This is a genomic window from Klebsiella sp. LY, from assembly GCF_004010915.1.
GTDB lineage: Bacteria > Pseudomonadota > Gammaproteobacteria > Enterobacterales > Enterobacteriaceae > Klebsiella > Klebsiella quasipneumoniae.
Genome location: NZ_CP022444.1, coordinates 1,558,397 through 1,580,751, shown reverse-complemented (window position 1 = coordinate 1,580,751; position 22,355 = coordinate 1,558,397). Strand labels below are relative to the sequence as shown.

The 22,355-nt window shown below is 59.5% G+C and carries 21 protein-coding genes and 1 pseudogene; 15 read left to right on the top strand and 7 right to left on the bottom strand.

The window, feature by feature from the left end:
* Positions 1–84: 84 nt before the first annotated feature.
* Positions 85–1,347, top strand: coding sequence for a diaminopimelate decarboxylase (lysA, locus tag CE636_RS10495; protein ID WP_017899245.1), 1,263 nt, complete (start codon positions 85–87; stop codon positions 1,345–1,347).
* Here lysA and CE636_RS10490 read toward each other — a convergent pair.
* On the bottom strand, positions 1,340–2,341 hold the full coding sequence (locus CE636_RS10490) for a LacI family DNA-binding transcriptional regulator (RefSeq protein WP_004229436.1): 1,002 nt from the start codon (positions 2,339–2,341) through the stop codon (positions 1,340–1,342). The two genes, lysA and CE636_RS10490, sit on opposite strands and share 8 nt — an antisense overlap.
* A gap of 299 nt (positions 2,342–2,640) precedes the next feature.
* Between CE636_RS10490 and CE636_RS10485 the strand changes: the two genes are divergently transcribed.
* The 4 genes from CE636_RS10485 (at position 2,641) to CE636_RS10470 (ending at position 6,730) form a co-directional block, all read left to right on the top strand.
* Positions 2,641–3,978, top strand: coding sequence for a PTS sugar transporter subunit IIC (locus tag CE636_RS10485; RefSeq protein ID WP_017899243.1), 1,338 nt, complete (start codon positions 2,641–2,643; stop codon positions 3,976–3,978).
* A gap of 7 nt (positions 3,979–3,985) precedes the next feature.
* Positions 3,986–5,413: a glycoside hydrolase family 1 protein gene (locus CE636_RS10480; RefSeq protein ID WP_017899242.1), complete on the top strand. Its 1,428-nt coding sequence runs from the start codon at positions 3,986–3,988 to the stop codon at positions 5,411–5,413.
* Between the two features lie 67 nt (positions 5,414–5,480).
* Entirely contained in the window at positions 5,481–6,254 is a 774-nt protein-coding gene (locus CE636_RS10475; RefSeq protein WP_004205433.1) for a GntR family transcriptional regulator, read from the top strand.
* The gene (locus CE636_RS10470) at positions 6,251–6,730 is read left to right on the top strand and encodes a GNAT family N-acetyltransferase (protein WP_017899241.1); all 480 of its coding nucleotides are present in this window, start codon (positions 6,251–6,253) and stop codon (positions 6,728–6,730) included. The genes CE636_RS10475 and CE636_RS10470 overlap by 4 nt, the downstream gene beginning before the upstream one ends.
* Here the strand turns inward: CE636_RS10470 and galR are convergent.
* The gene (gene galR, locus CE636_RS10465) at positions 6,691–7,707 is read right to left on the bottom strand and encodes an HTH-type transcriptional regulator GalR (protein ID WP_002915981.1); all 1,017 of its coding nucleotides are present in this window, start codon (positions 7,705–7,707) and stop codon (positions 6,691–6,693) included. The two genes, CE636_RS10470 and galR, sit on opposite strands and share 40 nt — an antisense overlap.
* Before the next feature lie 620 nt (positions 7,708–8,327).
* Between galR and aas the strand changes: the two genes are divergently transcribed.
* On the top strand, positions 8,328–10,487 hold the full coding sequence (gene aas / locus CE636_RS10455) for a bifunctional acyl-ACP--phospholipid O-acyltransferase/long-chain-fatty-acid--ACP ligase (RefSeq protein ID WP_017899239.1): 2,160 nt from the start codon (positions 8,328–8,330) through the stop codon (positions 10,485–10,487).
* Positions 10,480–11,673, top strand: coding sequence for a lysophospholipid transporter LplT (gene lplT, locus CE636_RS10450; RefSeq protein ID WP_017899238.1), 1,194 nt, complete (start codon positions 10,480–10,482; stop codon positions 11,671–11,673). Before aas ends, lplT begins: the two co-directional genes overlap by 8 nt.
* Before the next feature lie 197 nt (positions 11,674–11,870).
* Here lplT and CE636_RS10445 read toward each other — a convergent pair whose 3' ends face one another.
* The 5 genes and pseudogenes from CE636_RS10445 to CE636_RS10425 all read right to left on the bottom strand — a co-directional run.
* Complete coding sequence (locus tag CE636_RS10445) at positions 11,871–12,911, bottom strand: NADP(H)-dependent aldo-keto reductase (protein ID WP_017899237.1); 1,041 nt, start codon at positions 12,909–12,911, stop codon at positions 11,871–11,873.
* Between the two features lie 220 nt (positions 12,912–13,131).
* Positions 13,132–13,350: a YgdI/YgdR family lipoprotein gene (locus tag CE636_RS10440; RefSeq protein ID WP_002915974.1), complete on the bottom strand. Its 219-nt coding sequence runs from the start codon at positions 13,348–13,350 to the stop codon at positions 13,132–13,134.
* Between the two features lie 123 nt (positions 13,351–13,473).
* On the bottom strand, positions 13,474–14,187 hold the full coding sequence (locus CE636_RS10435; protein ID WP_004205441.1) for a TerC family protein: 714 nt from the start codon (positions 14,185–14,187) through the stop codon (positions 13,474–13,476).
* Between the two features lie 63 nt (positions 14,188–14,250).
* On the bottom strand, positions 14,251–14,946 hold the full coding sequence (gene mutH, locus CE636_RS10430) for a DNA mismatch repair endonuclease MutH (protein WP_017899236.1): 696 nt from the start codon (positions 14,944–14,946) through the stop codon (positions 14,251–14,253).
* A gap of 88 nt (positions 14,947–15,034) precedes the next feature.
* Positions 15,035–15,175, bottom strand: a pseudogene (locus tag CE636_RS10425) (hypothetical protein); the annotation flags it as partial.
* A 453-nt stretch (positions 15,176–15,628) separates the two neighbouring features.
* On the opposite strand from CE636_RS10425, the gene rppH reads away from it, so the two are divergent.
* From rppH to CE636_RS10375, 8 genes are all read left to right on the top strand, one after another.
* Positions 15,629–16,159 (top strand): RNA pyrophosphohydrolase, encoded by a 531-nt coding sequence (gene rppH / locus CE636_RS10410; protein WP_004205443.1) that lies wholly within the window; start codon positions 15,629–15,631, stop codon positions 16,157–16,159.
* Between the two features lie 12 nt (positions 16,160–16,171).
* Positions 16,172–18,418, top strand: a complete 2,247-nt coding sequence (gene ptsP / locus CE636_RS10405) for a phosphoenolpyruvate--protein phosphotransferase (RefSeq protein ID WP_004205444.1) — start codon at positions 16,172–16,174, stop codon at positions 18,416–18,418.
* A gap of 243 nt (positions 18,419–18,661) precedes the next feature.
* Entirely contained in the window at positions 18,662–19,537 is an 876-nt protein-coding gene (gene lgt, locus CE636_RS10400; RefSeq protein WP_004205445.1) for a prolipoprotein diacylglyceryl transferase, read from the top strand.
* Positions 19,538–19,543: 6 nt separating this feature from the next.
* Positions 19,544–20,338 carry a thymidylate synthase gene (thyA, locus tag CE636_RS10395; RefSeq protein WP_017899235.1) on the top strand — a complete coding sequence of 265 codons (795 nt, stop codon included), beginning with the start codon at positions 19,544–19,546 and terminating at the stop codon, positions 20,336–20,338.
* Between the two features lie 190 nt (positions 20,339–20,528).
* The gene (locus CE636_RS10390; RefSeq protein WP_004205447.1) at positions 20,529–21,080 is read left to right on the top strand and encodes a prepilin peptidase-dependent protein; all 552 of its coding nucleotides are present in this window, start codon (positions 20,529–20,531) and stop codon (positions 21,078–21,080) included.
* A complete protein-coding gene (locus CE636_RS10385) occupies positions 21,077–21,634 on the top strand; it encodes a prepilin peptidase-dependent protein (protein WP_004205448.1) in 558 nt (185 codons plus the stop codon). The genes CE636_RS10390 and CE636_RS10385 overlap by 4 nt, the downstream gene beginning before the upstream one ends.
* On the top strand, positions 21,631–22,038 hold the full coding sequence (locus CE636_RS10380; protein WP_017899234.1) for a DUF2509 family protein: 408 nt from the start codon (positions 21,631–21,633) through the stop codon (positions 22,036–22,038). Before CE636_RS10385 ends, CE636_RS10380 begins: the two co-directional genes overlap by 4 nt.
* Complete coding sequence (locus CE636_RS10375) at positions 22,023–22,346, top strand: prepilin-type N-terminal cleavage/methylation domain-containing protein (RefSeq protein WP_004205450.1); 324 nt, start codon at positions 22,023–22,025, stop codon at positions 22,344–22,346. Before CE636_RS10380 ends, CE636_RS10375 begins: the two co-directional genes overlap by 16 nt.
* Positions 22,347–22,355: the final 9 nt, after the last annotated feature.

Below are 22,355 nucleotides of genomic sequence, written 5' to 3'. Positions count from 1 at the left end.
ATAAAACGATATTTTTTATTGGTCAGGCACTGTGGCGTAATCAGAAAAAACAGCGACCAACACACGCACTGCACCGGAGTTTTTATGCCACATTCTCTTTACGCCACTGATACCGATCTAACCGCGGACAACCTGCTGCGCCTGCCGGCGGAATTTGGCTGCCCGGTCTGGGTCTATGATGCGCAGATTATTCGCCGCCAGATTGCCCAGCTCAGCCAGTTTGACGTGGTGCGTTTTGCGCAAAAAGCCTGCTCTAACATCCATATTCTGCGTCTGATGCGTGAGCAGGGGGTGAAGGTGGACTCGGTGTCGCTGGGGGAGATCGAGCGTGCGCTGGCGGCAGGCTACGATCCGCAGCAGAATCCAGAGGATATTGTCTTCACCGCCGATCTGATCGACGACGCCACCCTCGATCGCGTCAAGGCGTTACAGATCCCGGTGAACGCCGGTTCGATCGACATGCTAAGCCAGCTGGGGGAGGTGTCGCCGGGCCATCGCGTCTGGCTGCGCGTCAACCCGGGCTTTGGCCACGGCCACAGCCAGAAAACCAATACCGGCGGTGAGAACAGCAAGCATGGCATCTGGTACAGCCATCTGCCGGCGGCGCTGGAAGTGATGCGTCGTTATCAGCTGCAGCTGGTGGGGATCCATATGCATATCGGCTCTGGCGTCGACTACGGTCACCTGGAGCAGGTGTGCGGCGCGATGGTGCGCCAGGTTGTCGACTTTGGCCAGGATCTGCAGGCCATCTCCGCCGGCGGCGGCCTGTCTATTCCTTACCGCGAGGGTGAAGAGGCCATCGACACCGCCCACTATTACGGCCTGTGGAACCGCGCCCGGGAGCAGATCGCCACCCATCTGGGGCACCCGGTGAAACTGGAGATTGAGCCCGGACGCTTCCTGGTGGCCGAGTCCGGCGTGCTGGTGTCGCAGGTGCGCAGCGTGAAAGAGATGGGCAGCCGCCACTTCGTGCTGATTGACGCCGGCTTTAACGACCTGATGCGCCCGGCGATGTACGGCAGCTATCACCATATCACCGCTCTGGCGGTGGATGGCCGCGATCTCAGCGCCGCGCCGCAGGTGGAGACCGTGGTGGCCGGGCCGCTGTGCGAGTCCGGAGACGTCTTTACCCAGCAGGAAGGGGGTAAAGTCGAGACCCGTCTGCTGCCGGCGGTGGCCCCAGGGGATTATCTGGTGCTCCATGACACGGGCGCCTACGGGGCCTCGATGTCATCCAACTATAACAGCCGTCCGCTGCTGCCGGAGGTGCTGTTTGATGGCGGCAAGGCGCGGCTGATCCGTCGTCGCCAGACCATCCAGGAGCTGCTGGCCTTAGAGCTTATTTAAAAAAAGGTCCCGTCGTTACCGACTCGCGCAACACCAGCGTGCCGGTGAACGGCGGGATCGTTTCGATCGGCTGCTGATTAGCAAGCTTGATCGCCTGATCGATAGCCGTGGTGATCATGTTGTCGATGGGCAGATAGACCGTCGACAGCCCCGGCTCCAGCCATTTCGCGCTTGGCGCATCGTCGAAGCCAAACAGCGACACATCCTGCGGAATACGCAGCCCCGCCTGATGCAGCGCCTTTGAGGCCCCCAGCGCCATATCATCGTTACAGGAAAACAGCGCGCTGAAGCGGGCTTTCTCGTCCAGCAGTTCCCGGCACAGCTCGTAGCCGCGGGTCATCGTCGAGTCCCCGTATTTCACCCGGCTCGGATCCCATTCAATACCATGTTTTATCAGCGCGTTGCGATAGCCCTGCAGGCGCGCCTGGCCGGTGGGGGTGTGCATCGGGACGGTGATGCAGGCGATATCGCGGTGGCCCTGGGTAATCAGATACTCCACGGCCTGGAAGGCGGCTTCCTGCTGTTCGAAAAACACGCAGCGTTCGCGGGCCTGCGCCACATCACGGTTAATCACCACCAGCGGCATGGCGATCGAGTTAATCAGCGACATGATCGCCTTCTCGCTCATATGCCGGGTATAGAGGATGATCGCATCGCACTGCCGGTCGGCGAGCATCTGCACCGCTTCCTCTTCGCGCTCCGGCGTATCATGGCCGTCGGTGACGATAAGCTGTTTTCCCCAGGCTTCTGTCTGGCGTGACGCCTGCTGCAGCAGACGGCCAAAGTAGAAGCCGTCAAAGGTGGAGACAACCAGCCCGATACTGTTGCTGGTCTGATTGGCCAGCGAGCGGGCAAGGAAATTCGGCCGGTAGCCCAGCTCTTCCATCGCTTTAAAGACCTGTTGGCGGGTGCTCTCTTTCACCTGACCTGTGCCGTTCAACACGCGGGAAACCGTCGCTTTCGAGACGCCTGCGCGAATTGAGACATCCAGCATTGTAGCCATTCATCGATTCCTGATTTCACGTGGTAAGGCGCAGTTTATCACAGACCGAAAAGGGACATATCGACGGGGCGGGGCGGAAAAACCATCGCGATCACGCTTTTAGCAGGAACTGACCAACCGGCGTTATCTGGTATGCCAATGGCTGTTTTTATCGATATTTGGGATACCACGAAGCGGGTTGCGAGCGCTGTCACAGAACAATTTTTGCCTGGCGACTATGTTTTGGTATGCCAAAAGTCACTGGCTGTCCACCTGGCCGCAATAAGCCCTTTACTCTGAGGTACTCTTTTATGGCATTACAGGACAAACTGATCGACGCGCTGGGGCGTTTCGCGACGACATTCAACAGCTATCGCTACATTATGGCGATCAAATCGGCGTTTATTACCCTGATGCCGGTGATCATCGTCGGGGCCTTTTCGGTGCTGATCTCCAATATGGTGCTGGATCCGAAGAATGGGCTCGCCAGCTTTTCCTCACTCTCCTTTCTCGCGGCTCTGAAGCCGATCACCAGCGCGCTGAACTACGCCACGCTCAACTTCCTCAATATCGGCGCCGTGTTTCTGATCGGCATTGAGCTGGGGCGGATCAACGGCATCAAAAGCCTGTTTCCCGGCCTGCTGGCGGTGATCTGCTTTATCTGCGTCACGCCGACCACGGTGGAGATGATGGTCGATGGCCAGATGCACGTGGTGAAAGATGTCCTGCTGCGTCAGTTCTCCGATACCCGTAGTCTGTTCCTCGGAATGTTCATCGCCATTCTGTCGGTCGAGATTTACTGCTGGCTGGAGGGGCGCAAGGGGCTGAAGATCAAGATGCCGGATACCGTGCCGCCGAACGTTTCTGCCTCTTTTTCCGCGCTGATCCCGGCGATCATCACCACCACCGCGATCGCCACCTTTGGTTTTCTCTTCCACCAGCTGACGGGAATGTATCTCTACGATGCGGTCTACCAGGTGGTGCAGCAGCCGCTGGAGCGGGTGGTGCAGAGCCTGCCGGGGATCCTGCTGCTGATGTTCGTCGCCCAGCTGTTCTGGGTGATCGGTATTCACGGCAACCAGATGATCAAGCCGATCCGCGAGCCGCTGCTGCTGGGGGCGATCACCGTCAATATGAGCGCCTTTGGGCAGGGGAAAGAGGTACCGAACATCATCACGATGCCCTTCTGGGATGTTTACATGAGCATCGGCGGCTCGGGGCTGACCATCGGCCTGCTGATTGCGGTGATGATCGCCACCAGGCGCAAAGAGATGAAAGAGATCGCCAAGCTGTCGATAGGCCCGGGGCTGTTCAATATTAACGAGCCGGTGATCTTCGGGATGCCGATCATGCTCAACCCGATCCTCGCCATCCCGTTTATCATCACCCCGCTGGTGACCGGCAGCATCGGCTATTTCGCCACCCTGACCGGCTTCGCCGGCAAGGCGGTGGTGATGGTGCCCTGGACCACGCCGCCGCTGATCAACGCCTGGCTGTCCACCGCCGGCTCGATGGGAGCGGTGGTGACCCAGCTTATCTGCATCGTCGTCGCGGTGCTTATCTATCTGCCTTTCGTCAAAATTGCCTCCCGCCGTGCCGATGCCGCACAGCGTCAGGCCGACAATCAACAGACCGCCAACCCTGTCTGAGGAGCCTATGACTACCGTACGGATGACCATTCCCGATGATTTTATCCTTGGCGCGGCGGCTTCCGCCTGGCAGACCGAGGGCTGGAGCGGAAAAAAACCGGGGCAGGACTCCTGGCCCGATCTCTGGTACAAAAACGACCGCCACGTCTGGCATAACGGCTATGGCCCGGCGGTGGCTACCGATTTTATTAACCGCTTTCAGGAAGACGTGCAGCTGATGAAGCTGGCCGGGCTGACCCACTACCGCACCTCGATCAACTGGTCGCGCTTTCTGATCGACTATGAAAACGTCACGGTGGATGAGGAGTATGCGGCCTATTACGACCAGCTGTTCGATGCGCTACTGGCCAACGGCATTACGCCGATGATCTGCCTTGAGCATTACGAATTACCGGGCTATCTGCTGGAAAAGTATGGCGGCTGGGGGTCGAAAAAAGTGGTTGAGCTGTTTGTGCGCTACGCGGAGCAGGTCTTTGCCCGCTACCACCTGAAGGTAACCCGCTGGTTTACCTTTAATGAGCCGATCGTGGTGCAGACCCGGGTCTATCTGGATGCCCTGCGCTGGCCCTATGAGCAGAACACCAGCACCTGGATGCAGTGGAACTACCATAAGGTGCTGGCGACCGCCTGCGTGGTGAAGCGATTTCGCGAACTCGGCTATCCCGGGACCGTTGGCTGCATCCTCAATCCGGAGGTGACCTACCCACGCTCCCGCGCCCCGCATGACCTGCGCGCGGCGGAGATCTACGATCTGTTCTACAACCGTATGTTTCTCGACCCACTGGTGCACGGGGTCTGGCCGCCGGCGCTTCTCGCGCTGCTTGAGCAGCATCAGGTGACGTGGCAGGCCAGCGCTGAGGAGCTGGCGATTATCCGCGAGCACACCGTCGATGAGCTGGGGATTAACCTTTACTATCCGCACCGGGTCAAAGCCCCGTCGCGGGCCTGGCATCCGCATACCCCGTTCCATCCAGCCTGGTATTATGAGCCGTTTGAGCTGCCCGGCCGGCGGATGAACGCCTCCCGCGGCTGGGAAATCTACCCGCAAATCATCTTTGATATGGCGATGCGGATCAAAAATGACTATCGCAACATCCCGTGGTTCGTGGCCGAGAGCGGGATGGGGGTGGAAAACGAAGGCCAGTTCCGTAACCGCGAAGGCGTCATCGATGACAGCTACCGCATTCGTTTTATCAGCGAACATCTCTGGCACACCCTGTGCGCCCGCGAGGCAGGGGCCAACTGCCAGGGCTATATGCTGTGGGCGTTTACCGACAACGTGTCGCCGATGAACGCCTTTAAAAACCGCTACGGGCTAATCGAAATCGATCTGCAAAACCATCGCGCCCGGCGGCCCAAAGCTTCGGCGCACTGGTTTCGTCAGCTCGGCGAACGGCGTGAGCTGGTGCTGGATATCGACGATGAATACCGCTAGCCGGGAGCAATCTTTGCTAAGATAGCGGCGTATTTGACTCGCAGGCATGTAACGCACAGGTGATTTTGTGGAAAAAGCGATAATTCCGCCGGAAAAGAAGCCCTATCAGGAGATTGGTGATGACCTGCGCGCCCAGATTGCGCAGGGGCGCTACCCGGTCGGGTCGCGTTTGCCGCCGGAACGCCATATTGCCGAAACCTATGGCGTCAGCCGGACCATTGTGCGCGAAGCGCTGCTGATGCTGGAGCTGCAGGGGACGGTGGATATCCGTCAGGGATCCGGGGTGTACGTCATGCGTATCCCGCATGAAAACGACAGCGAAGAAGAGCAGTTGCTCAGCAGCGACGTCGGTCCGTTTGAAATTCTCCAGGCGCGCCAGCTGCTGGAGAGCAATATCGCCGCCTTTGCCGCGAAAATGGCCACCCGCGCCGATATCGACAATCTGAAGCGGATTATCGAGCAGGAGCAGCGGGCTATCGCCCTCAACGACACCGCCCAGGATAACGCCCGCCTGTTCCATCTGGTGCTGGCCGGGGCGACGCAGAACCAGATGCTGTTGGCGACGGTGGAGCGGATCTGGCTGCAGATGGACAGCAGCCCGCTGTGGCAGCAGTTCAATGTGCATATTGCCAGCCGCGCCTGGCGGCTGAAGTGGCTCGGCGACCGGCAGACGCTGCTCGCCGCGCTGCGGCGTCGCGATGTGATGGGCGCCTGGCAGGCGATGTGGCAGCATCTGGAAAACGTCAAAAACAGTCTGCTGGAGCTGTCCGATGAAGACGCCCCGGACTTTGACGGCTATCTGTTCGATTCGGTGCCGATTTTTCAGGGGAAGCTGGTATGACGATCCTGCCGCTGTACGCCGCGCCGCAGTTCGCCCGGCAGGTGACCGACTGGCTGTGGCAGGCCTTTGGCGGCGAGGCGCTGCCGCGGGAATTTTTCGCCAGCATTGTGCAGCATAGCCAGACGGCGGAGGCGCTACCGCTGACCTTTATTGCCGTGGAAGGGGAGCAACTGCTCGGAACGATTGGCCTCTGGCGCTGCGATTTGATAAGCCGCCAGGATCTGTTTCCCTGGCTGGCGGCGCTGTACGTCGCGCCCGCCGCTCGCGGTCAGGGGCTGGCCGGACAGCTGCAGCGGCATGTGATCGATTATGCCCGCCGCGCGGGCTATCAAGAGCTTTATCTCTACTCCACCTGCCGCGATTTTTATGAACGCTTCGGCTGGCGCTACATCGGCGAGGGGCTGGATTACCCGGCCACCGCCGTGCATCTCTATCGCTACGACTTATCGCCTTCCTGCGGGGCCACCACCGAATGACGGCGCACCAGCGTCGGGCTGAACAGGTGGGTGATCTCCGGCGCCGGGCGCTGCTCCGCCAGGGCTAAGGCCAGCTCGGCCGCCTGGGTCGCCATCGTGACGATCGGGTAACGGACAGTGGTCAGCCGCGGGCGGACATAGCGCGAAATCAGGACATCGTCGAAGCCGATCAGCGAAATTTCCCGCGGGACGTCGATACCGTTGTCGTTCAGCACCCCCATCGCGCCGGCGGCCATCGAGTCGTTATAGCAGGCGACAGCGCTAAAGTGGCGGCCGCGGCCAAGCAGTTCGGTCATCGCCTGTTCGCCGCCGCTTTCATCCGGCTCGGCAAACGTGACCAGCCGGTCGTTGCACGGCAGGCCGCTCTCCTCCAGCGCCGCGTAGTACCCCTGCAGGCGATCTTCCGCATCAGAGATATCGTGGTTTGAGCACAGATAGCCGATACGCGTGTGCCCCTGCTGGATCAGATGGCGGGTCGCCAGCCAGGCGCCGTAGCGATCGTCCAGCGCCACGCAGCGGGTTTCATATCCGGGCAGGATGCGGTTGATCAGCACCATGCCGGGGATCTGTTTCATCAGCCCGGCGAGTTCCTCATCGGGGATCATTTTGGCATGCACCACCAGCGCCGCGCAGCGGTGGCGGATCAGCTGCTCTATCGCCTGGCGCTCCTTTTGCACGTTGTGGTAGCCATTGCCAATCAGCAAAAAATTGCCGGTGCGGTAGGCCACCTGTTCGACGGCTTTGACCATCGCGCCGAAGAAGGGGTCGGAGACATCGCCCACCACCAGGCCGACGGTTTCCGTGGACTGCTGGGCCAGCGCCCGGGCGTTCGCGTTGGGGTGATAGTTGAGGGTTTCCATCGCCGCGCCCACGGACTGACGCGAGGCTTCGCTGGCTTTGGGAGAGTTGTTGATGACGCGGGAGACGGTAGCGACGGAGACTCCTGCGAGTCGGGCTACATCCTTAATTGTCGCCATACCATGCCTTTTATAGGGTAAGCGTTTACATACTGCTATGTTACGGGAAAGAGCGGCAGATTCAAGGCGCGGCGGCGAAGGAATGGCGCAAATGTGATTCAGAGCGGGCTTATCGGTGACCTGTTTACATTGACGCTATCAGTAATTGAAACCGGCTCGGGGAAATACAAACCTTTGCTTACACTTTGCGATGCGCTGTTGCGAATGTTCGCTGGTTTGTCCGCCGAGCAGGTTGATATTCTGGCTATCCCAGAGGTATTGATAGGTGGAGTCAACGTCAAGTTGACCACTTTACTTACACCAGCCTGCGCAGATGCGCAGGTTTTTTTTTGCCCGTCGCCGGCGTTGTTACAGATAGCGAAAATCGTAATAACTGGTTGCACTTAGGCTCACTCACTTGCGTTTTCCCGCTGGCCCGAAGCGGGCGAAAAACGCGACAATCGAGATCCCAGAGGTATTGATAGGTGAGTTTCTCAGGTACGCTCTTCGTACTGGACGTCTTACACCAGCCTGCGCGGATGCGCAGGTTTTTTTTATTCTGAAAATCCCCCCGCCGCACTGCTTTCCCACGCCTTCTCGTGTAACCTGCTTTGACTCATCACCGGTCACATGGAGTTGTTATGCTATTGGGATTTTTCAGACTGCTGTTCAAGGGGTTATACCGGGTCAGACTGACCGGCGACACGCAGGCTTTGCACCAGCAAAAAGTCTTAATTACCCCGAACCACGTCTCTTTCCTCGACGGCATTCTGCTGGCGTTGTTTTTGCCGGTCCGACCGGTTTTTGCCGTCTATACCTCAATCAGCCAGCGCTGGTTTATGCGCGCGCTGACACCGATTATCGATTTTGTGCCGCTGGACCCGACCAAGCCGATGTCGATCAAACATCTGGTGCGCCTGATCGAACAGGGGCGGCCGGTGGTCATCTTCCCGGAAGGGCGAATCTCGGTCAGCGGCTCGCTGATGAAAATTTATGACGGCGCCGCCTTTGTCGCCGCCAAATCGCAGGCGACCATCGTGCCGCTGCGCATTGAAGGCGCTGAACTGACGCCCTTCAGCCGGCTGAAGGGGCTGGTAAAGCGTCGCCTGTTCCCGCGGATTCAGCTGCACCTGCTGCCGCCTACCCATCTGCCGATGCCCGAGGCGCCGCGCGCCCGCGACCGGCGCAAAATCGCCGGGGAAATGCTGCATCAGATCATGATGGAGGCCCGGATGGCGGTGCGCCCGCGGGAAACCCTGTATGAGTCGCTGCTGGCGGCGCAAGACCGCTTCGGCGCGCGCAAACCCTGCGTGGAGGATATCAATTTCCAGCCGGATACCTATCGCAAGCTGCTGACCAAAACCCTGTTTGTCGCCCGCATTTTGGAAAAATACAGCCAGCAGGGTGAGAAGATAGGCCTGATGCTGCCCAACGCCGGCATCAGCGCAGCGGTGATTTTCGGCGCGATCGCCCGCGGGCGCATTCCGGCGATGATGAACTATACCGCCGGGGTGAAAGGACTCAGCAGCGCCATCGCCGCCGCGGAACTCAAGACCATTTTTACCTCGCGTACCTTCCTTGATAAAGGCAAGCTCTGGCACCTGCCGGAGCAGCTGACCCAGGTGCGTTGGGTGTTCCTGGAAGATCTCAAAGGCGATATCACCCCCGCAGACAAACTGTGGATTTTCGGCCATCTGCTGGCGCCGCGTCTGGCGCAGGTTAAGCAGCAGCCGGAAGACGCGGCGATGATCCTCTTCACCTCCGGCTCGGAGGGCAACCCGAAAGGGGTGGTGCACAGCCATAAAAGCCTGCTGGCCAACGTCGAGCAGATCAAAACCATCGCCGACTTTACCGCTAACGACCGCTTTATGTCGGCGCTGCCGCTGTTCCACTCTTTTGGCCTCACCGTCGGCCTGCTGACGCCGCTGCTTACCGGCGCGGAGGTGTTTCTCTATCCCAGCCCGCTGCACTATCGCGTGGTGCCGGAGCTGGTCTACGATCGCAACTGCACGGTGCTGTTCGGCACCTCGACCTTCCTCGCCAACTATGCTCGCTTCGCTAACCCCTATGATTTCTATCGTCTCCGCTACGTGGTCGCCGGGGCGGAGAAGCTGCAGGAGAGCACCAAACAGCTGTGGCAGGATAAATTCGGCCTGCGTATTCTCGAAGGCTACGGTGTGACCGAGTGCGCCCCGGTGGTCTCGATCAACGTGCCCATGGCGGCGAAGGTCGGCACCGTGGGGCGGATTCTGCCGGGGATGGACGCCCGCCTGCTGGCGATGCCTGGCATTGAGCAGGGGGGACGACTGCAGCTGAAAGGGCCGAACATTATGAAAGGCTACCTGCGGGTGGAAAATCCCGGGGTGCTGGAAGCGCCGACGGCGGAAAATCAACACGGCGAAAAGGAAGCGGGTTGGTATGACACCGGCGATATCGTGACTTTCGATGAGCAGGGCTATGTCCGCATCCAGGGCCGTGCGAAGCGCTTCGCCAAAATCGCTGGCGAAATGATCTCTCTTGAGATGGTGGAGCAGGTGGCCCTCGGCGCGTCGCCGGACAAAATGCACGCCACGGCGATTAAACAGGACGCCAGCAAAGGCGAGGCGCTGGTGCTGTTTACCACCGATACTGAACTGACTCGCGAAGCCCTGCTGCGCTACGCTCGCCAGCACGGCGTACCGGAACTGGCGGTGCCGCGCGATATACGCTGGCTGAAACAGCTGCCGGTGCTCGGCAGCGGCAAGCCAGACTATGTCACCCTGAAAAATATGGTCGACGAGGCGGAAACAACCCATGAGTGAGTCAGTGCATACTAACCCGTCGCTGTATTCGAAAGGGATGATGGCGGTGATCTGCGCCCAGTTCCTGTCGGCCTTCGGCGACAATGCGCTTCTCTTCGCCACCCTGGCGCTGATGAAGCAGCTCTATTATCCGGAGTGGAGCCAGCCGGTCCTGCAGATGTTGTTTGTGGGCGCTTACATCCTTTTTGCCCCCTTTGTCGGCCAGTTCGCCGACAGCTTTGCCAAAGGCCGGGTAATGATGGTGGCCAACGGCCTGAAGCTGCTTGGCGCCGGCTGTATCTGCTTCGGCGTGAATCCGTTTCTCGGCTATACGCTGGTGGGGATTGGCGCCGCCGCCTATTCGCCGGCCAAGTATGGCATTCTCGGCGAACTGACCACCGGCGATAAGTTAGTGAAGGCTAACGGACTGATGGAGTCCTCGACCATCGCGGCGATCCTGCTGGGCTCCATGGCCGGCGGGATCCTCGCCGACTGGCACGTGCTGGCGGCGCTGATCGCCTGCGCGCTGGTCTACGGTGGGGCGGTGGTGGCTAACCTGTGGATACCCAGGCTGCCGGCGGCGCGTCCGGGGCAGTCATGGCGTTTCAAGCCGATGACGCACAGCTTCTTCAGCGCCTGCCGCACGCTGTGGCGCAATGGCGAAACCCGCTTTTCGCTGATGGGCACCAGCCTGTTCTGGGGCGCTGGCGTGACCCTACGCTTCCTGCTGGTGATCTGGGTGCCGGTGGCGCTGGGCATTACCAGCAACGCCATGCCCACCTATCTTAATGCGATGGTGGCGGTGGGGATTGTGCTGGGTGCCGGGGCGGCGGCGAAGCTGGTGACCCTGGAGACGGTGTCGCGCTGTATGCCGGCCGGGATTTTGATCGGTATCGCGGTGATAGCCTTTGCCGTGCAGCAGTCGCTGCTGCCGGCGTTCGGTCTGTTGCTGCTGCTCGGGGTGTTCGGCGGCTTCTTTATCGTGCCGTTGAATGCGCTGCTGCAGGAGCGCGGGAAACATTCGGTCGGGGCGGGTAACGCCATTGCGGTACAGAACCTGGGCGAAAACGTGGCGATGCTGCTGATGCTGGGGCTCTATTCCCTGGCGGTGAGCGTGGGCGTGCCGCCGGTCGCTGTGGGAATAGGCTTTGGCGCGGTGTTTGCTGTAGCCATCGCCGCGCTGTGGGTCTGGGGGCGGCGTAAATAACTTCTCGTCGCGGTTGACTTGAAATCGTCGCCCTGCCAGGCGCGCGGCAGAGAGAAACTCCCGGGTTGCGGCTTGCGCCTGATCCGGGCTACCGCGGCTACTGAGGCGGCTACCCGCCCTGGGTAGCGTAGGCCCGGTAAGGCGTAGCCGCCACCGGGCAATAACGCGACGCCAGAAGCTGGCGTCGACAGGTCGTGCTACGGTGCCGGGTAGGTATAAACCTGATGTACCGCTTCAATCTCCGCTAATACCTCTTCGCTCAGCTCAAGCTGCAAACTTTCCACGTTGGCCTGCAGCTGCGCCATGGTCGTCGCCCCCAGCAGGGTGCTGGCGACAAACCGCTGCCGACGCACAAAGGCCAGCGCCATTTGCGCCGGATCGAGGCCGTGACGTCGGGCGATATCCACATAGGCCGCCACCGCTTTCTGCGACTGCTCGCCGCTGTAGCGCGTAAAGCGGCTGAACAGCGTATTGCGCGCCCCCGCCGGCTTCGCGCCGTTGAGGTACTTCCCGGTCAGGGTGCCGAAAGCCAGGCAGGAGTAGGCCAGCAGCTCCACGCCTTCGAACTGACTCACTTCCGCGAGGCCGACTTCAAAGCTGCGGTTCAGCAGGCTGTAAGGATTCTGAATCGTCACGATCCGCGGCAGGTCGTGCTTATCCGCCAGGTGCAGATAACGCATCACGCCGAAGGCGGTTTCATTCGATACGCCGATGTAGCGGATCTTGCCGGCGCGCTGGAACTCGGTCAGCGCTTCGAGGGTATCCAGCAGCGTCACTGCAGGGGCGGCGTCGGCCCAGGTGTAGCCCAGTTTGCCAAAGCAGTTGGTGGGGCGCTGCGGCCAGTGTACCTGGTACAGGTCGAGATAATCGGTCTGCAGACGCTTCAGGCTGGCGTGCAGCGCCTCGCGGATATTTTTCCGGTCCAGGACGTGGTTTGGTCGAATACTGCTGTCGTTATTGCGCGCGGGCCCGCTGACCTTCGAGGCGAGCACCAGCTTTTCGCGATTGCCGCGTTTCGCCAGCCAGTTGCCGACGTAGGTTTCGGTCAGCCCTTGGGTCTCCGGGCGCGGCGGGACAGGGTACATTTCGGCGACATCGATCAGATTGATGCCGTTGGCGACCGCGTAATCGAGCTGCTGATGGGCATCAGCTTCGCTGTTTTGCTCGCCAAAGGTCATAGTTCCCAGCCCGAGGGTGCTGATTTCAAGTGAACTGTGTGGGATACGGTGATACTGCATAGCCAGCTTCCTTTTTATTTATAAGGTCAGGCATTCCCCGACAAAGGAGTATCAACATGGCAGAGGGTGAGAAAAAGAGGAAGTAAAAAATCAAAAAAGCCGGGTGACGAGGAGGGGCGGTGGGTGGAACCCGCGGTGTCCTGGTGTGTCCCGACTCTTCTCAGAAGGCTGGTTGTCGGTAAGCGCAGCGTCAACAGAGGCTGGGGCCGACGGGGAAAAATTAACGCTTAATGATTTGCGAAACGTCGTCACGATTGATCTGCATTTTATTACCCTGCTGATCTTCGTAGCTGATAAGACCGGTATCGTCATCCACGGTAGGTTTACCGTCGGTCAGGATCATGCGCCCATCTTTGGTCGCCATGACGTAATCGCTGCTGCAACCGGAAACCGAGAACGCCAGTCCTACGGCGGAAATCAATACTGCCCATTTTTTCATCGTCATCACCTCTTGAGTAGCTGCACCCCATACCCATCTATTAATAGCCTGATTTGTGAGACATAAAAAGCAGTAAAGTCTGAAAAAGGGTTGCAGCCTGTGACCAGGCTGCAATTTTGTGGTTTACAGCGGGTTTTTCTTATTGCGCAGCAGGTTAAGACTCTCAACGGCAATAGAGAAGAACATGGCGAAGTAGATGTATCCCTTCGGCACATGGACGTCGAAACTTTCCAGCATTAGGGTAAAGCCGACGAGGATCAGGAACGACAGCGCCAGCATTTTCACCGACGGATGACGGTCAACGAAATCGCCGATAGGTCGTGCGGCGAACATCATTACCCCCACCGCAATCACGACCGCCGCCATCATAATAAACAGATGGTCCGACAGACCGACGGCGGTGATCACCGAGTCGAGGCTAAAGATGATGTCCAGCAGCATGATCTGCACGATGGCGCCGAGGAAGGAGTGAACGTTAGTTTTCAGCCCCTCCTCTTCACCTTCGATAGACTCATGGATCTCTTTACTGGCTTTCCAGATAAGGAACAGTCCGCCTAACAGCAAGATCAGATCGCGAAACGAAATCTCCTGACCGAGGACGGTGAAGAGCGGGTTGGTCAGCTTAACGACCCAGGCGATAGAGGCCAGCAGCGCCAGGCGCATGACCATCGCCCCCATTAAACCGATCCGTCGCGCGTGAGCGCGCTGGGCGGTGGGGAGCTTGGCCACGACCAGAGAGAGAAAAATAATATTATCGATCCCGAGCACGATCTCCAGCAGCGTCAAGGTGCCCAGCGCCAGCCAGGCGTTAGGATCGGTTATCCATGCAAATAACATTGTTCAAAGTCCTGCAAAATAGAAAGCAGCAATTATATGCACGCCCCAACGCAGAACAAAAAATTAATCGTGTTGTAACAAGAAATGGCGGGCGAGCAGGGCGGCGGTGAAATTCTTTTTCAGGTAGAAACCGCGCGGCAGGGTGAGGATCGTCTCCCCGCGGGCGCCGATGGCTTCGGTCAACGCCTTGCTGTTGGCCGCTTTCGGTCTTAACTGCAGCACCTCGCCGTGGCGGGCGGTAATGCGCTCCACCTCACCGAGGACAATAAGATCCATCAGCTCTTCCCAGTCCATGCGCAGCTGGCGCTCCTCTTCTTCGTTCGGACTCCACAGCAGCGGTGCGCCGACGCGCCGCGCCGCCAGAGGAATGGCGCGCTCTCCTTCCACCGGGATCCACAGGACGCGCTGCAGCTTATGCCGCACATGGCTGCTCTCCCAGGTGACGCCGCTATTGCCGGTTAACGGAGCGACGCAGACAAAGGTGGTCTCCAGCGGACGACCCCGGCTGTCGATAGGGATCGTTTTGAGCTCCACCCCCAGCGCGGCGAAATCCTGTTCGGGTTTACTGCCCGCGCTGGCCCCCAGCCACAGCTCCAGCAGGATGCCCGTCCAGCCTTTATCACGCTTCAGATCGCGGGGAATGGGGATCCCGGCCAGCGCCGCCAGCTCGCCCAGCGTATAGCCGGCCAGCTGTCGGGCCTGGGCCAACAGCTGTTCCTGACTTTGCGGCGGAGAGGAGAGAGGAGCGATAGCGGGCATAGGGCGACACCTTTGGCTAAAAAATGAGCGCTAATTTTGCGCATTGTGGATAGAGTTTACCGTTTTCTGAGTAACTATACCAATCCCATGATTTATATGCCTTTTTAAGGTCATTGCGCTGCGGGTGAAAACCATGAAAACAGGTTTTCCAGAACTGGTCACTGACAATAAACAGGATCTTACACCATGTTATCCACAGAAAAGTGGGATAACTGGGGAAAAGCCCCACTACTGGTTCGATTTACAGCCTTGACGTGCGACGAAAATCGAATTTTTAGAGAAAATCTGCCCGCGACCTGCGCGTAATCTGTGGATAAAATCGACATTGTTCGATCTTTCATCAGTCGGCGGATCGTATGTGTGATGATCGTCACGTTATGCTGTAATAAGTGAAAGGAATATATTCTAACTTAATGAATATGCTATCATTATTATAAGGTGTTAGCGGTGCGATGTTCAGATTACTCCGGGTTTTCCCGGGTTAATTCCGTACTTCTTCACAACTCTATCCACAGAAAAAGTGAATAAAATCGGCAGTCGGGCGCTTTCGCTGTTTATAACTCTGGCAATTACTGTGAGTTATTCAAATGTTATCCGTTCTCAGTGTGCGAACAGAGTGGTTTACCGTTTCCGACGAGTGTGAAACAATCATTCACATTGAAGCTTATCTTGAGGTAGTCCGGTGATTGATGACGATGGCTACCGCCCAAATGTCGGTATTGTAATCTGTAATCGTCAGGGCCAGGTCATGTGGGCCCGACGCTATGGTCAGCACTCGTGGCAGTTCCCGCAAGGGGGCATAAATCCAGGAGAATCCGCAGAGCAGGCGATGTATCGGGAATTGTTTGAAGAGGTCGGGTTAAGCCGTAAAGATGTGCGGATCCTGGCCTCAACCCGTAACTGGCTGCGTTACAAGTTGCCTAAACGTTTGGTGCGTTGGGACACAAAGCCGGTTTGTATCGGCCAGAAACAAAAGTGGTTTCTTTTGCAGTTGATCGGTAACGACGCGGACATCAATATGCAAACCAGCAGCACGCCTGAATTTGATGGCTGGCGCTGGGTGAGTTACTGGTACCCGGTTCGTCAGGTGGTGTCGTTCAAACGCGACGTCTACCGCCGGGTGATGAAAGAGTTCGCCAGCGTAACCATGTCGCTGGCGGAGAGCGCCCCTAAGCCGCAAAGCGCGCCTGCTTATCGACGTAAAAGAGGTTAAGCCACGCACATTATGCTCACTCGGTTGCGAGAAATAGTCGAGAAGGTCGCGAGTGCGCCGCGTTTAAACGAGGCGCTGGATATTCTGGTGACAGATGTCTGCCAGGCGATGGAGACGGAAGTCTGCTCGGTTTACCTGGCTGACAATGACCGACGCTGCTATTACCTGATGGCCACCCGCGGATTAAAAAAACCTCGCGGGCGCACCGTTGCGCTGGCGTTCGATGAAGGCCTGGTGGGGCTGGTTGGCCGCCTGGCGGAGCCCATCAACCTCGCCGATGCGCAAAAACACCCCAGCTTCAAGTATATCCCCGCCGTCAAAGAGGACCGCTTCCGCGCCTTCCTTGGCGTGCCGATCATCCAGCGCCGCCAGCTGTTGGGCGTGCTGGTGGTCCAGCAGCGTGAGCTGCGCCAGTTTGATGAAAGCGAAGAGTCTTTCCTCGTCACCCTCGCCACCCAGATGGCGGCGATCCTCTCCCAGTCCCAGCTGAACGCCCTGTTTGGCCAGTATCGTCAGACGCGCATTCGCGCGCTGCCGGCCTCTTCCGGGGTGGCGATCGCCGAGGGCTGGATGGACGTCAGCCTGCCGCTGATGGAACAGGTGTATGAAGCCTCGACGCTGGATACCGCCTCGGAACGTGAACGCCTGACCGGCGCGCTGGAAGAAGCGGCCAACGAGTTTCGTCGCTACAGCAAACGCTACGCCGCCGGCGCGCAAAAAGAGACGGCGGCGATCTTCGATCTCTACTCGCACCTGCTCTCCGATGCCCGCCTGCGTCGCGAGCTCTTTGCCGAAGTCGACAAAGGCGCCGTCGCCGAGTGGGCGGTCAAAAAGATCATTGAGAAGTTCGCCGAACAGTTTGCCGCGCTGAGCGACGGCTATCTGAAAGAGCGGGCCGGCGACCTGCGCACGCTGGGTCAGCGTCTGCTGTTCCATCTCGACGACAGTATTCAGGGCCCCAACACCTGGCCGGCGCGCATTATCCTCGTGGCGGACGAGCTGTCGGCCACCACCCTCGCCGAAGTGCCGCAGGATCGCCTGGCCGGCGTGGTAGTGCGCGATGGCGCCGCCAACTCCCATGCCGCCATTATGGTGCGGGCCCTTGGCATCCCAACGGTGATGGGCGCCGATATTCAGCCCTCGCTGTTGCATGGCCATACGCTGATTGTCGATGGCTATCGCGGTGAGCTGCTGGTGGATCCTGAACCTGTTCTGTTACAGGAATATCAGCGCCTTATCAGTGAAGAGAACGAGCTCAGCCGCCTGGCGGAGGACGATCTCCAGCGTGCGTCGGAGTTGAAAAGCGGCGAGCGGGTAAAAGTCATGCTCAACGCCGGCTTAAGCCCGGAGCACGAAGAGAAGCTCGGCAGTTTTGTGGACGGCATTGGTCTGTACCGTACCGAAATTCCCTTTATGCTGCAGAGCGGCTTCCCCTCTGAAGAGGAGCAAGTCGCCCAGTATCAGGGCATGCTGCAGATGTTTAACAGCAAACCGGTGACCCTGCGTACCCTGGACATCGGCGCGGATAAACAGCTGCCGTACATGCCGATCAGTGAAGAGAACCCATGCCTCGGCTGGCGCGGGATCCGCATCACCCTCGATCAGCCGGAGATCTTTTTGATCCAGGTGCGGGCGATGCTGCGCGCCAACGCCGCCACCGGCAACCTCAGCATTTTGCTGCCGATGGTGACCAGTCTGGAAGAGGTCGATGAGGCCCGCCGACTGATCGACCGCGCCAGTCGGGAAGTGGAAGAGATGATCGGCTACGCCATCCCGCGTCCGCGTCTGGGGGTGATGCTGGAGGTGCCGTCGATGGTCTTTATGCTGCCGCAGCTGGCCAGCCGGATCGATTTTATCTCGGTAGGAACGAACGACCTGACCCAGTACCTGCTGGCCGTCGACCGTAACAATACCCGGGTCGCCAGCATGTATGACAGCCTGCATCCTGCGGTATTGCGGGCGCTGGCGATGATCGCTCATGACGCGGAGCGCTTTGGCATCGATCTGCGACTGTGCGGCGAGATGGCAGGCGACCCGATGTGCGTGACGATCCTTGTCGGTCTCGGTTATCGCCACCTGTCGATGAACGGCCGCTCGGTGGCGAGGGTGAAATATCTGCTGCGCCGCATCGATATCGAAGAGGCGCAGGAGCTGTCTCGTCGCAGCCTCGAAGCCCAGATGACCGCCGAGGTGCGCCATCAGGTGGCGGCCTTTATGGAGCGTCGCGGTCTCGGCGGCCTGATCCGCGGCGGGCGGTAGCGATAGCCCGGGTGAGGCGTAAGCCGTAACCCGGGAATCCTCTGTTCACACCATCCGGCAAAATACAGTACAGCCGGTGAAACGGCTTCTGTTAGCATCCGTATACATATCTTTTACACGCCGGCGCGGATCGCACTCCTGGCTTATGCTATGATTCGCCTCCTTCGGCGTGCCCGTTTTAATCGGGCATGGATCATCACCGCTGTCCACTTTCGGCGGAATAACAAGTCTTTATGGTGACAGATGAATAGTGGCTACCTGCATTTTCCGGAGTTCGATCCGGTCATTTTTTCTCTAGGCCCGGTCTCCCTCCACTGGTACGGTTTGATGTACCTGGTGGGCTTTGTCTTTGCGATGTGGCTGGCCACCCGTCGGGCGAATCGTCCGGGCAGCGGCTGGACGAAAAATGAAGTGGAAAACCTGCTTTACGCGGGCTTCCTCGGCGTCTTTCTGGGCGGCCGTATCGGTTACGTGCTGTTTTACAACCTGCCGGTATTTCTTGCCGATCCGTTGTATCTGTTCCGCGTCTGGGACGGCGGCATGTCGTTCCACGGCGGCCTGATCGGCGTGATCCTGGTGATGATTATCTTCGCCAGACGCACCAAACGCACCTTCTTCCAGGTCTCCGATTTTATCGCGCCGCTGATCCCGTTTGGCCTTGGCGCCGGGCGTCTGGGCAACTTTATCAACGGCGAGCTGTGGGGCCGAGTGGACCCGAGCTTCCACTACACGATGATTTTCCCGGGCTCCCGTGCCGAAGACCTGGCGCTGCTGCCGACCCATCCGGAATGGCAATCGCTGTTTGATACCTACGGCGCGCTGCCGCGCCACGCGTCGCAGCTGTACGAGCTGGCGCTGGAAGGCGTGGTGCTGTTCCTGATCCTGAACCTGTTTATCCGTAAACCGCGCCCGACCGGTTCCGTTTCCGGCCTGTTCCTGATTGGCTACGGCCTGTTCCGCATTATCGTGGAATTCTTCCGCCAGCCCGACGCCCAGTTCACCGGCGGCTGGGTGCAGTACATCAGCATGGGGCAGATTCTTTCGATCCCGATGGTGCTTGCGGGTATCATCATGATGGTTTGGGCTTACCGCCACCGTCCGCAGCAACTGAATTCTTGAGGAACCATGAAACAGTATCTTGATTTGATGCAGAAAGTGCTCGCCGAGGGCACGCCAAAAAATGACCGCACCGGCACTGGCACGATCTCTATTTTCGGCCATCAGATGCGTTTTAACCTGCAGGAAGGCTTCCCGCTGGTGACCACCAAGCTCTGTCATTTACGCTCCATCATCCATGAACTGCTGTGGTTCCTGCAGGGCGACACCAACATCGCCTATCTGCACGACAACAACGTCACCATCTGGGACGAGTGGGCAGATGAAAATGGCGACCTGGGACCGGTCTACGGCAAACAGTGGCGTTCCTGGCCTGCGCCGGACGGTCGTCATATCGACCAGATCAGCACAGTGATGGACCAGCTGAAAAACGACCCGGACTCCCGCCGGATCATCGTCTCGGCGTGGAACGTCGGCGAGCTGGATAAAATGGCCCTGGCGCCGTGCCACGCCTTCTTCCAGTTCTACGTCGCTGACGGCAAGCTCTCCTGCCAGCTGTATCAGCGCTCCTGCGACGTATTCCTCGGCCTGCCGTTCAACATCGCCAGCTACGCGCTGCTGGTGCATATGGTGGCGCAGCAGTGCGATCTGCAGGTCGGCGATTTCGTCTGGACCGGTGGCGACACTCATCTGTACAGCAACCATCTCGAGCAGACCAATCTGCAGCTGAGCCGCGAACCGCGTCCGCTGCCGAAGCTGGTCATCAAACGCAAGCCGGAGTCGATATTCGACTACCGCTTTGAAGACTTCGAGATTGAAGGTTACGATCCGCACCCGGGAATCAAAGCGCCGGTGGCGATTTAACCCCCTCTGCAGATATGACCAACCGGCGTCTGATGGCGCCGGTTTTTTTATGCCGTTTTCACCACCTGAATAGGGGGGGCTACCCTCGTTGCCATTACGATAGGAACGCTTCATCCCGCCCGCTGGCCGCAGGCGTTGGTGGGCGGGAAAGCTGGAAAGAGGCTCGCAAAAAAATGTTCTGCTGTTGGTCATGCAAACCTTTTTTGCGTGTCTGGCCGGGAAAGCCATTTTCCGTCGTCGCGCCAGGGCTAACCGCAGCGGCATACTCTGCGCCATGAACAGAGAACATGGTTATACCCTGATGGAAACCCTGGTGACGCTGACGTTAATGATGATCCTCAGCGTCGGCGGCCTGTACGGCTGGCAGCGCTGGCAGCAGCAGCAACGACTGTGGCAAACCGCCGTTCAGGTGCGGGATTTCCTGGTTTTCCTGCGCGATGACGCCAACGCCTACAACCGGGACCGCGTGCTTCGCGTCGGCCAGGATGAAGAGGGATGGTGCCTGAGTGCCCAGGGGGAGGGGCCGGCGTGCGCCTCCGGGTCGCCCTTAACGCTGCGCCCGCGCTGGCCGGGGATCTCGCTGGCAGGCGTCACCCCTGGCCTGGGATTCTATGGCCTGCGCAGCACCGCCTGGGCGGGGAATCTGCGTCTGCAGAGCGAGGCCGGCAGCTGGAGCATTGTGATTTCACACTGGGGGCGGATTCGTTTATGCCGCAGTGACAGCGCAGGAGGATGTCAGTGAGCCGCCGCGGATTTTCCCTCGCGGAGGCGCTTATTGCCATGGCGATAGGCTCGCTGCTGCTGATCGGCGCCTGCCGCTTTCTACCCGCTCTGCAGCGCCATATTCTGCGTCAGGGCGAACAGCTGGCCCTGGAGAACGAATTGTGGCAGCGGGTGCATGCCGTGGGGAAGCATCTGCAGCGCGCCGGATACTGCCGGGGAGTGTGCGGCGGAGCCGGGCTGGAGCTCGCCGCCGACGGCGAGTGCCTGATTGTGCGCTGGGACGCGAACAGCAATGGGACATGGGAAACCTCCCCCGCGGCAGCGGCGGAGAGCACCGGCTTTCGCCTGCGCGACGGCGCGCTGGAGACTCTGCGCGGAGCCAGCGACTGCCGCGGAAGCGGATGGGAGAAAATCACCAATCCGGCCGCTATCGTGGTGACGCGCTTTGCGGTGCAGCATCGGCTGACCGAGGGCTTCGCGCCGGAGCTGAGCGTGACGCTGGCAGCGCGCTCTGCCCGGCAGATGGGTCTGGCGGCCGAGGTGGAGCAGCGGGTGACGGGGTATAACCTGTGATCCGCCAGCGTGGAATGTCGTCGCTGTTGATGGTGCTCCTGTTGCTGACTCTCGGCAGCCTGCTCCTGGAGGGGCTTAACCTGCAGCAGCGGGCGCTGCTGGCGCAAACCACCAGCGAAACGCAGGCGATCCGCGATACGGCGGTGGCCCATTCGGCGCTACAGTGGGGAAAACAGCAGGCCTGGTCGGCGCAGGCGCCGCTGGCCTGCCGCGAGCAGGCGCAGCAGGGCTGGCGCGCCTGTCTGCGCATCTTCGACGACGGTTCGCTGCTGCTCAGCAGCGCCAGCGGCGAGGTGCAGGTCTGGCAGTCCGGCGAGGTGCGCGGCGGGCAAGTGCATTTCTCCGCCCATGGCTGGAGCGATTTTTGCCCGCTCAGGGAGGTGAGCCTATGTCAAATGCCATGAAGCGCCAGCGGGGTTTTAGCCTGCCGGAGACCGTTCTGGCGATGGCGCTGATGGTGCTAACGGTCACCGCGCTGGGCGGCTATCAGCGCGGAATGGCGCAAGGGGTCCACCAGCTGAACAAGACGCGTCAGCTATGGCGCGACGCCTGGCGCTATAGTCAGCTCTCTGCGCCGTCTCCGCCGGCAGGCGGACAGGTAAGCCGTATGCAGACATCGGCGCAAAGATGTGTCAGCATCACGGTAACGATCAGTATGCCCGTTGCAAAGCGGGCGCAGATGACCCGGCTGCATTGCCCGGTCAGCCAGTAGTCAGGAGCA

What these genes read in the sequence shown, in the direction of transcription:
- CE636_RS10470 (WP_017899241.1), top strand. Translation starts at nt 6,251, where the DNA reads ATGACGATCCTGCCGCTGTACGCCGCGCCGCAGTTCGCCCGGCAGGTG.
- lysA (WP_017899245.1), top strand. Translation starts at nt 85, where the DNA reads ATGCCACATTCTCTTTACGCCACTGATACCGATCTAACCGCGGACAAC.
- CE636_RS10440 (WP_002915974.1), bottom strand. Translation starts at nt 13,350, where the DNA reads ATGAAAAAATGGGCAGTATTGATTTCCGCCGTAGGACTGGCGTTCTCG.
- CE636_RS10480 (WP_017899242.1), top strand. Translation starts at nt 3,986, where the DNA reads ATGACTACCGTACGGATGACCATTCCCGATGATTTTATCCTTGGCGCG.
- thyA (WP_017899235.1), top strand. Translation starts at nt 19,544, where the DNA reads ATGAAACAGTATCTTGATTTGATGCAGAAAGTGCTCGCCGAGGGCACG.
- CE636_RS10390 (WP_004205447.1), top strand. Translation starts at nt 20,529, where the DNA reads ATGCAAACCTTTTTTGCGTGTCTGGCCGGGAAAGCCATTTTCCGTCGT.
- CE636_RS10375 (WP_004205450.1), top strand. Translation starts at nt 22,023, where the DNA reads ATGTCAAATGCCATGAAGCGCCAGCGGGGTTTTAGCCTGCCGGAGACC.
- CE636_RS10485 (WP_017899243.1), top strand. Translation starts at nt 2,641, where the DNA reads ATGGCATTACAGGACAAACTGATCGACGCGCTGGGGCGTTTCGCGACG.
- CE636_RS10435 (WP_004205441.1), bottom strand. Translation starts at nt 14,187, where the DNA reads ATGTTATTTGCATGGATAACCGATCCTAACGCCTGGCTGGCGCTGGGC.
- aas (WP_017899239.1), top strand. Translation starts at nt 8,328, where the DNA reads ATGCTATTGGGATTTTTCAGACTGCTGTTCAAGGGGTTATACCGGGTC.
- mutH (WP_017899236.1), bottom strand. Translation starts at nt 14,946, where the DNA reads ATGCCCGCTATCGCTCCTCTCTCCTCTCCGCCGCAAAGTCAGGAACAG.
- galR (WP_002915981.1), bottom strand. Translation starts at nt 7,707, where the DNA reads ATGGCGACAATTAAGGATGTAGCCCGACTCGCAGGAGTCTCCGTCGCT.
- ptsP (WP_004205444.1), top strand. Translation starts at nt 16,172, where the DNA reads ATGCTCACTCGGTTGCGAGAAATAGTCGAGAAGGTCGCGAGTGCGCCG.
- lgt (WP_004205445.1), top strand. Translation starts at nt 18,662, where the DNA reads ATGAATAGTGGCTACCTGCATTTTCCGGAGTTCGATCCGGTCATTTTT.
- CE636_RS10490 (WP_004229436.1), bottom strand. Translation starts at nt 2,341, where the DNA reads ATGCTGGATGTCTCAATTCGCGCAGGCGTCTCGAAAGCGACGGTTTCC.
- CE636_RS10445 (WP_017899237.1), bottom strand. Translation starts at nt 12,911, where the DNA reads ATGCAGTATCACCGTATCCCACACAGTTCACTTGAAATCAGCACCCTC.
- lplT (WP_017899238.1), top strand. Translation starts at nt 10,480, where the DNA reads ATGAGTGAGTCAGTGCATACTAACCCGTCGCTGTATTCGAAAGGGATG.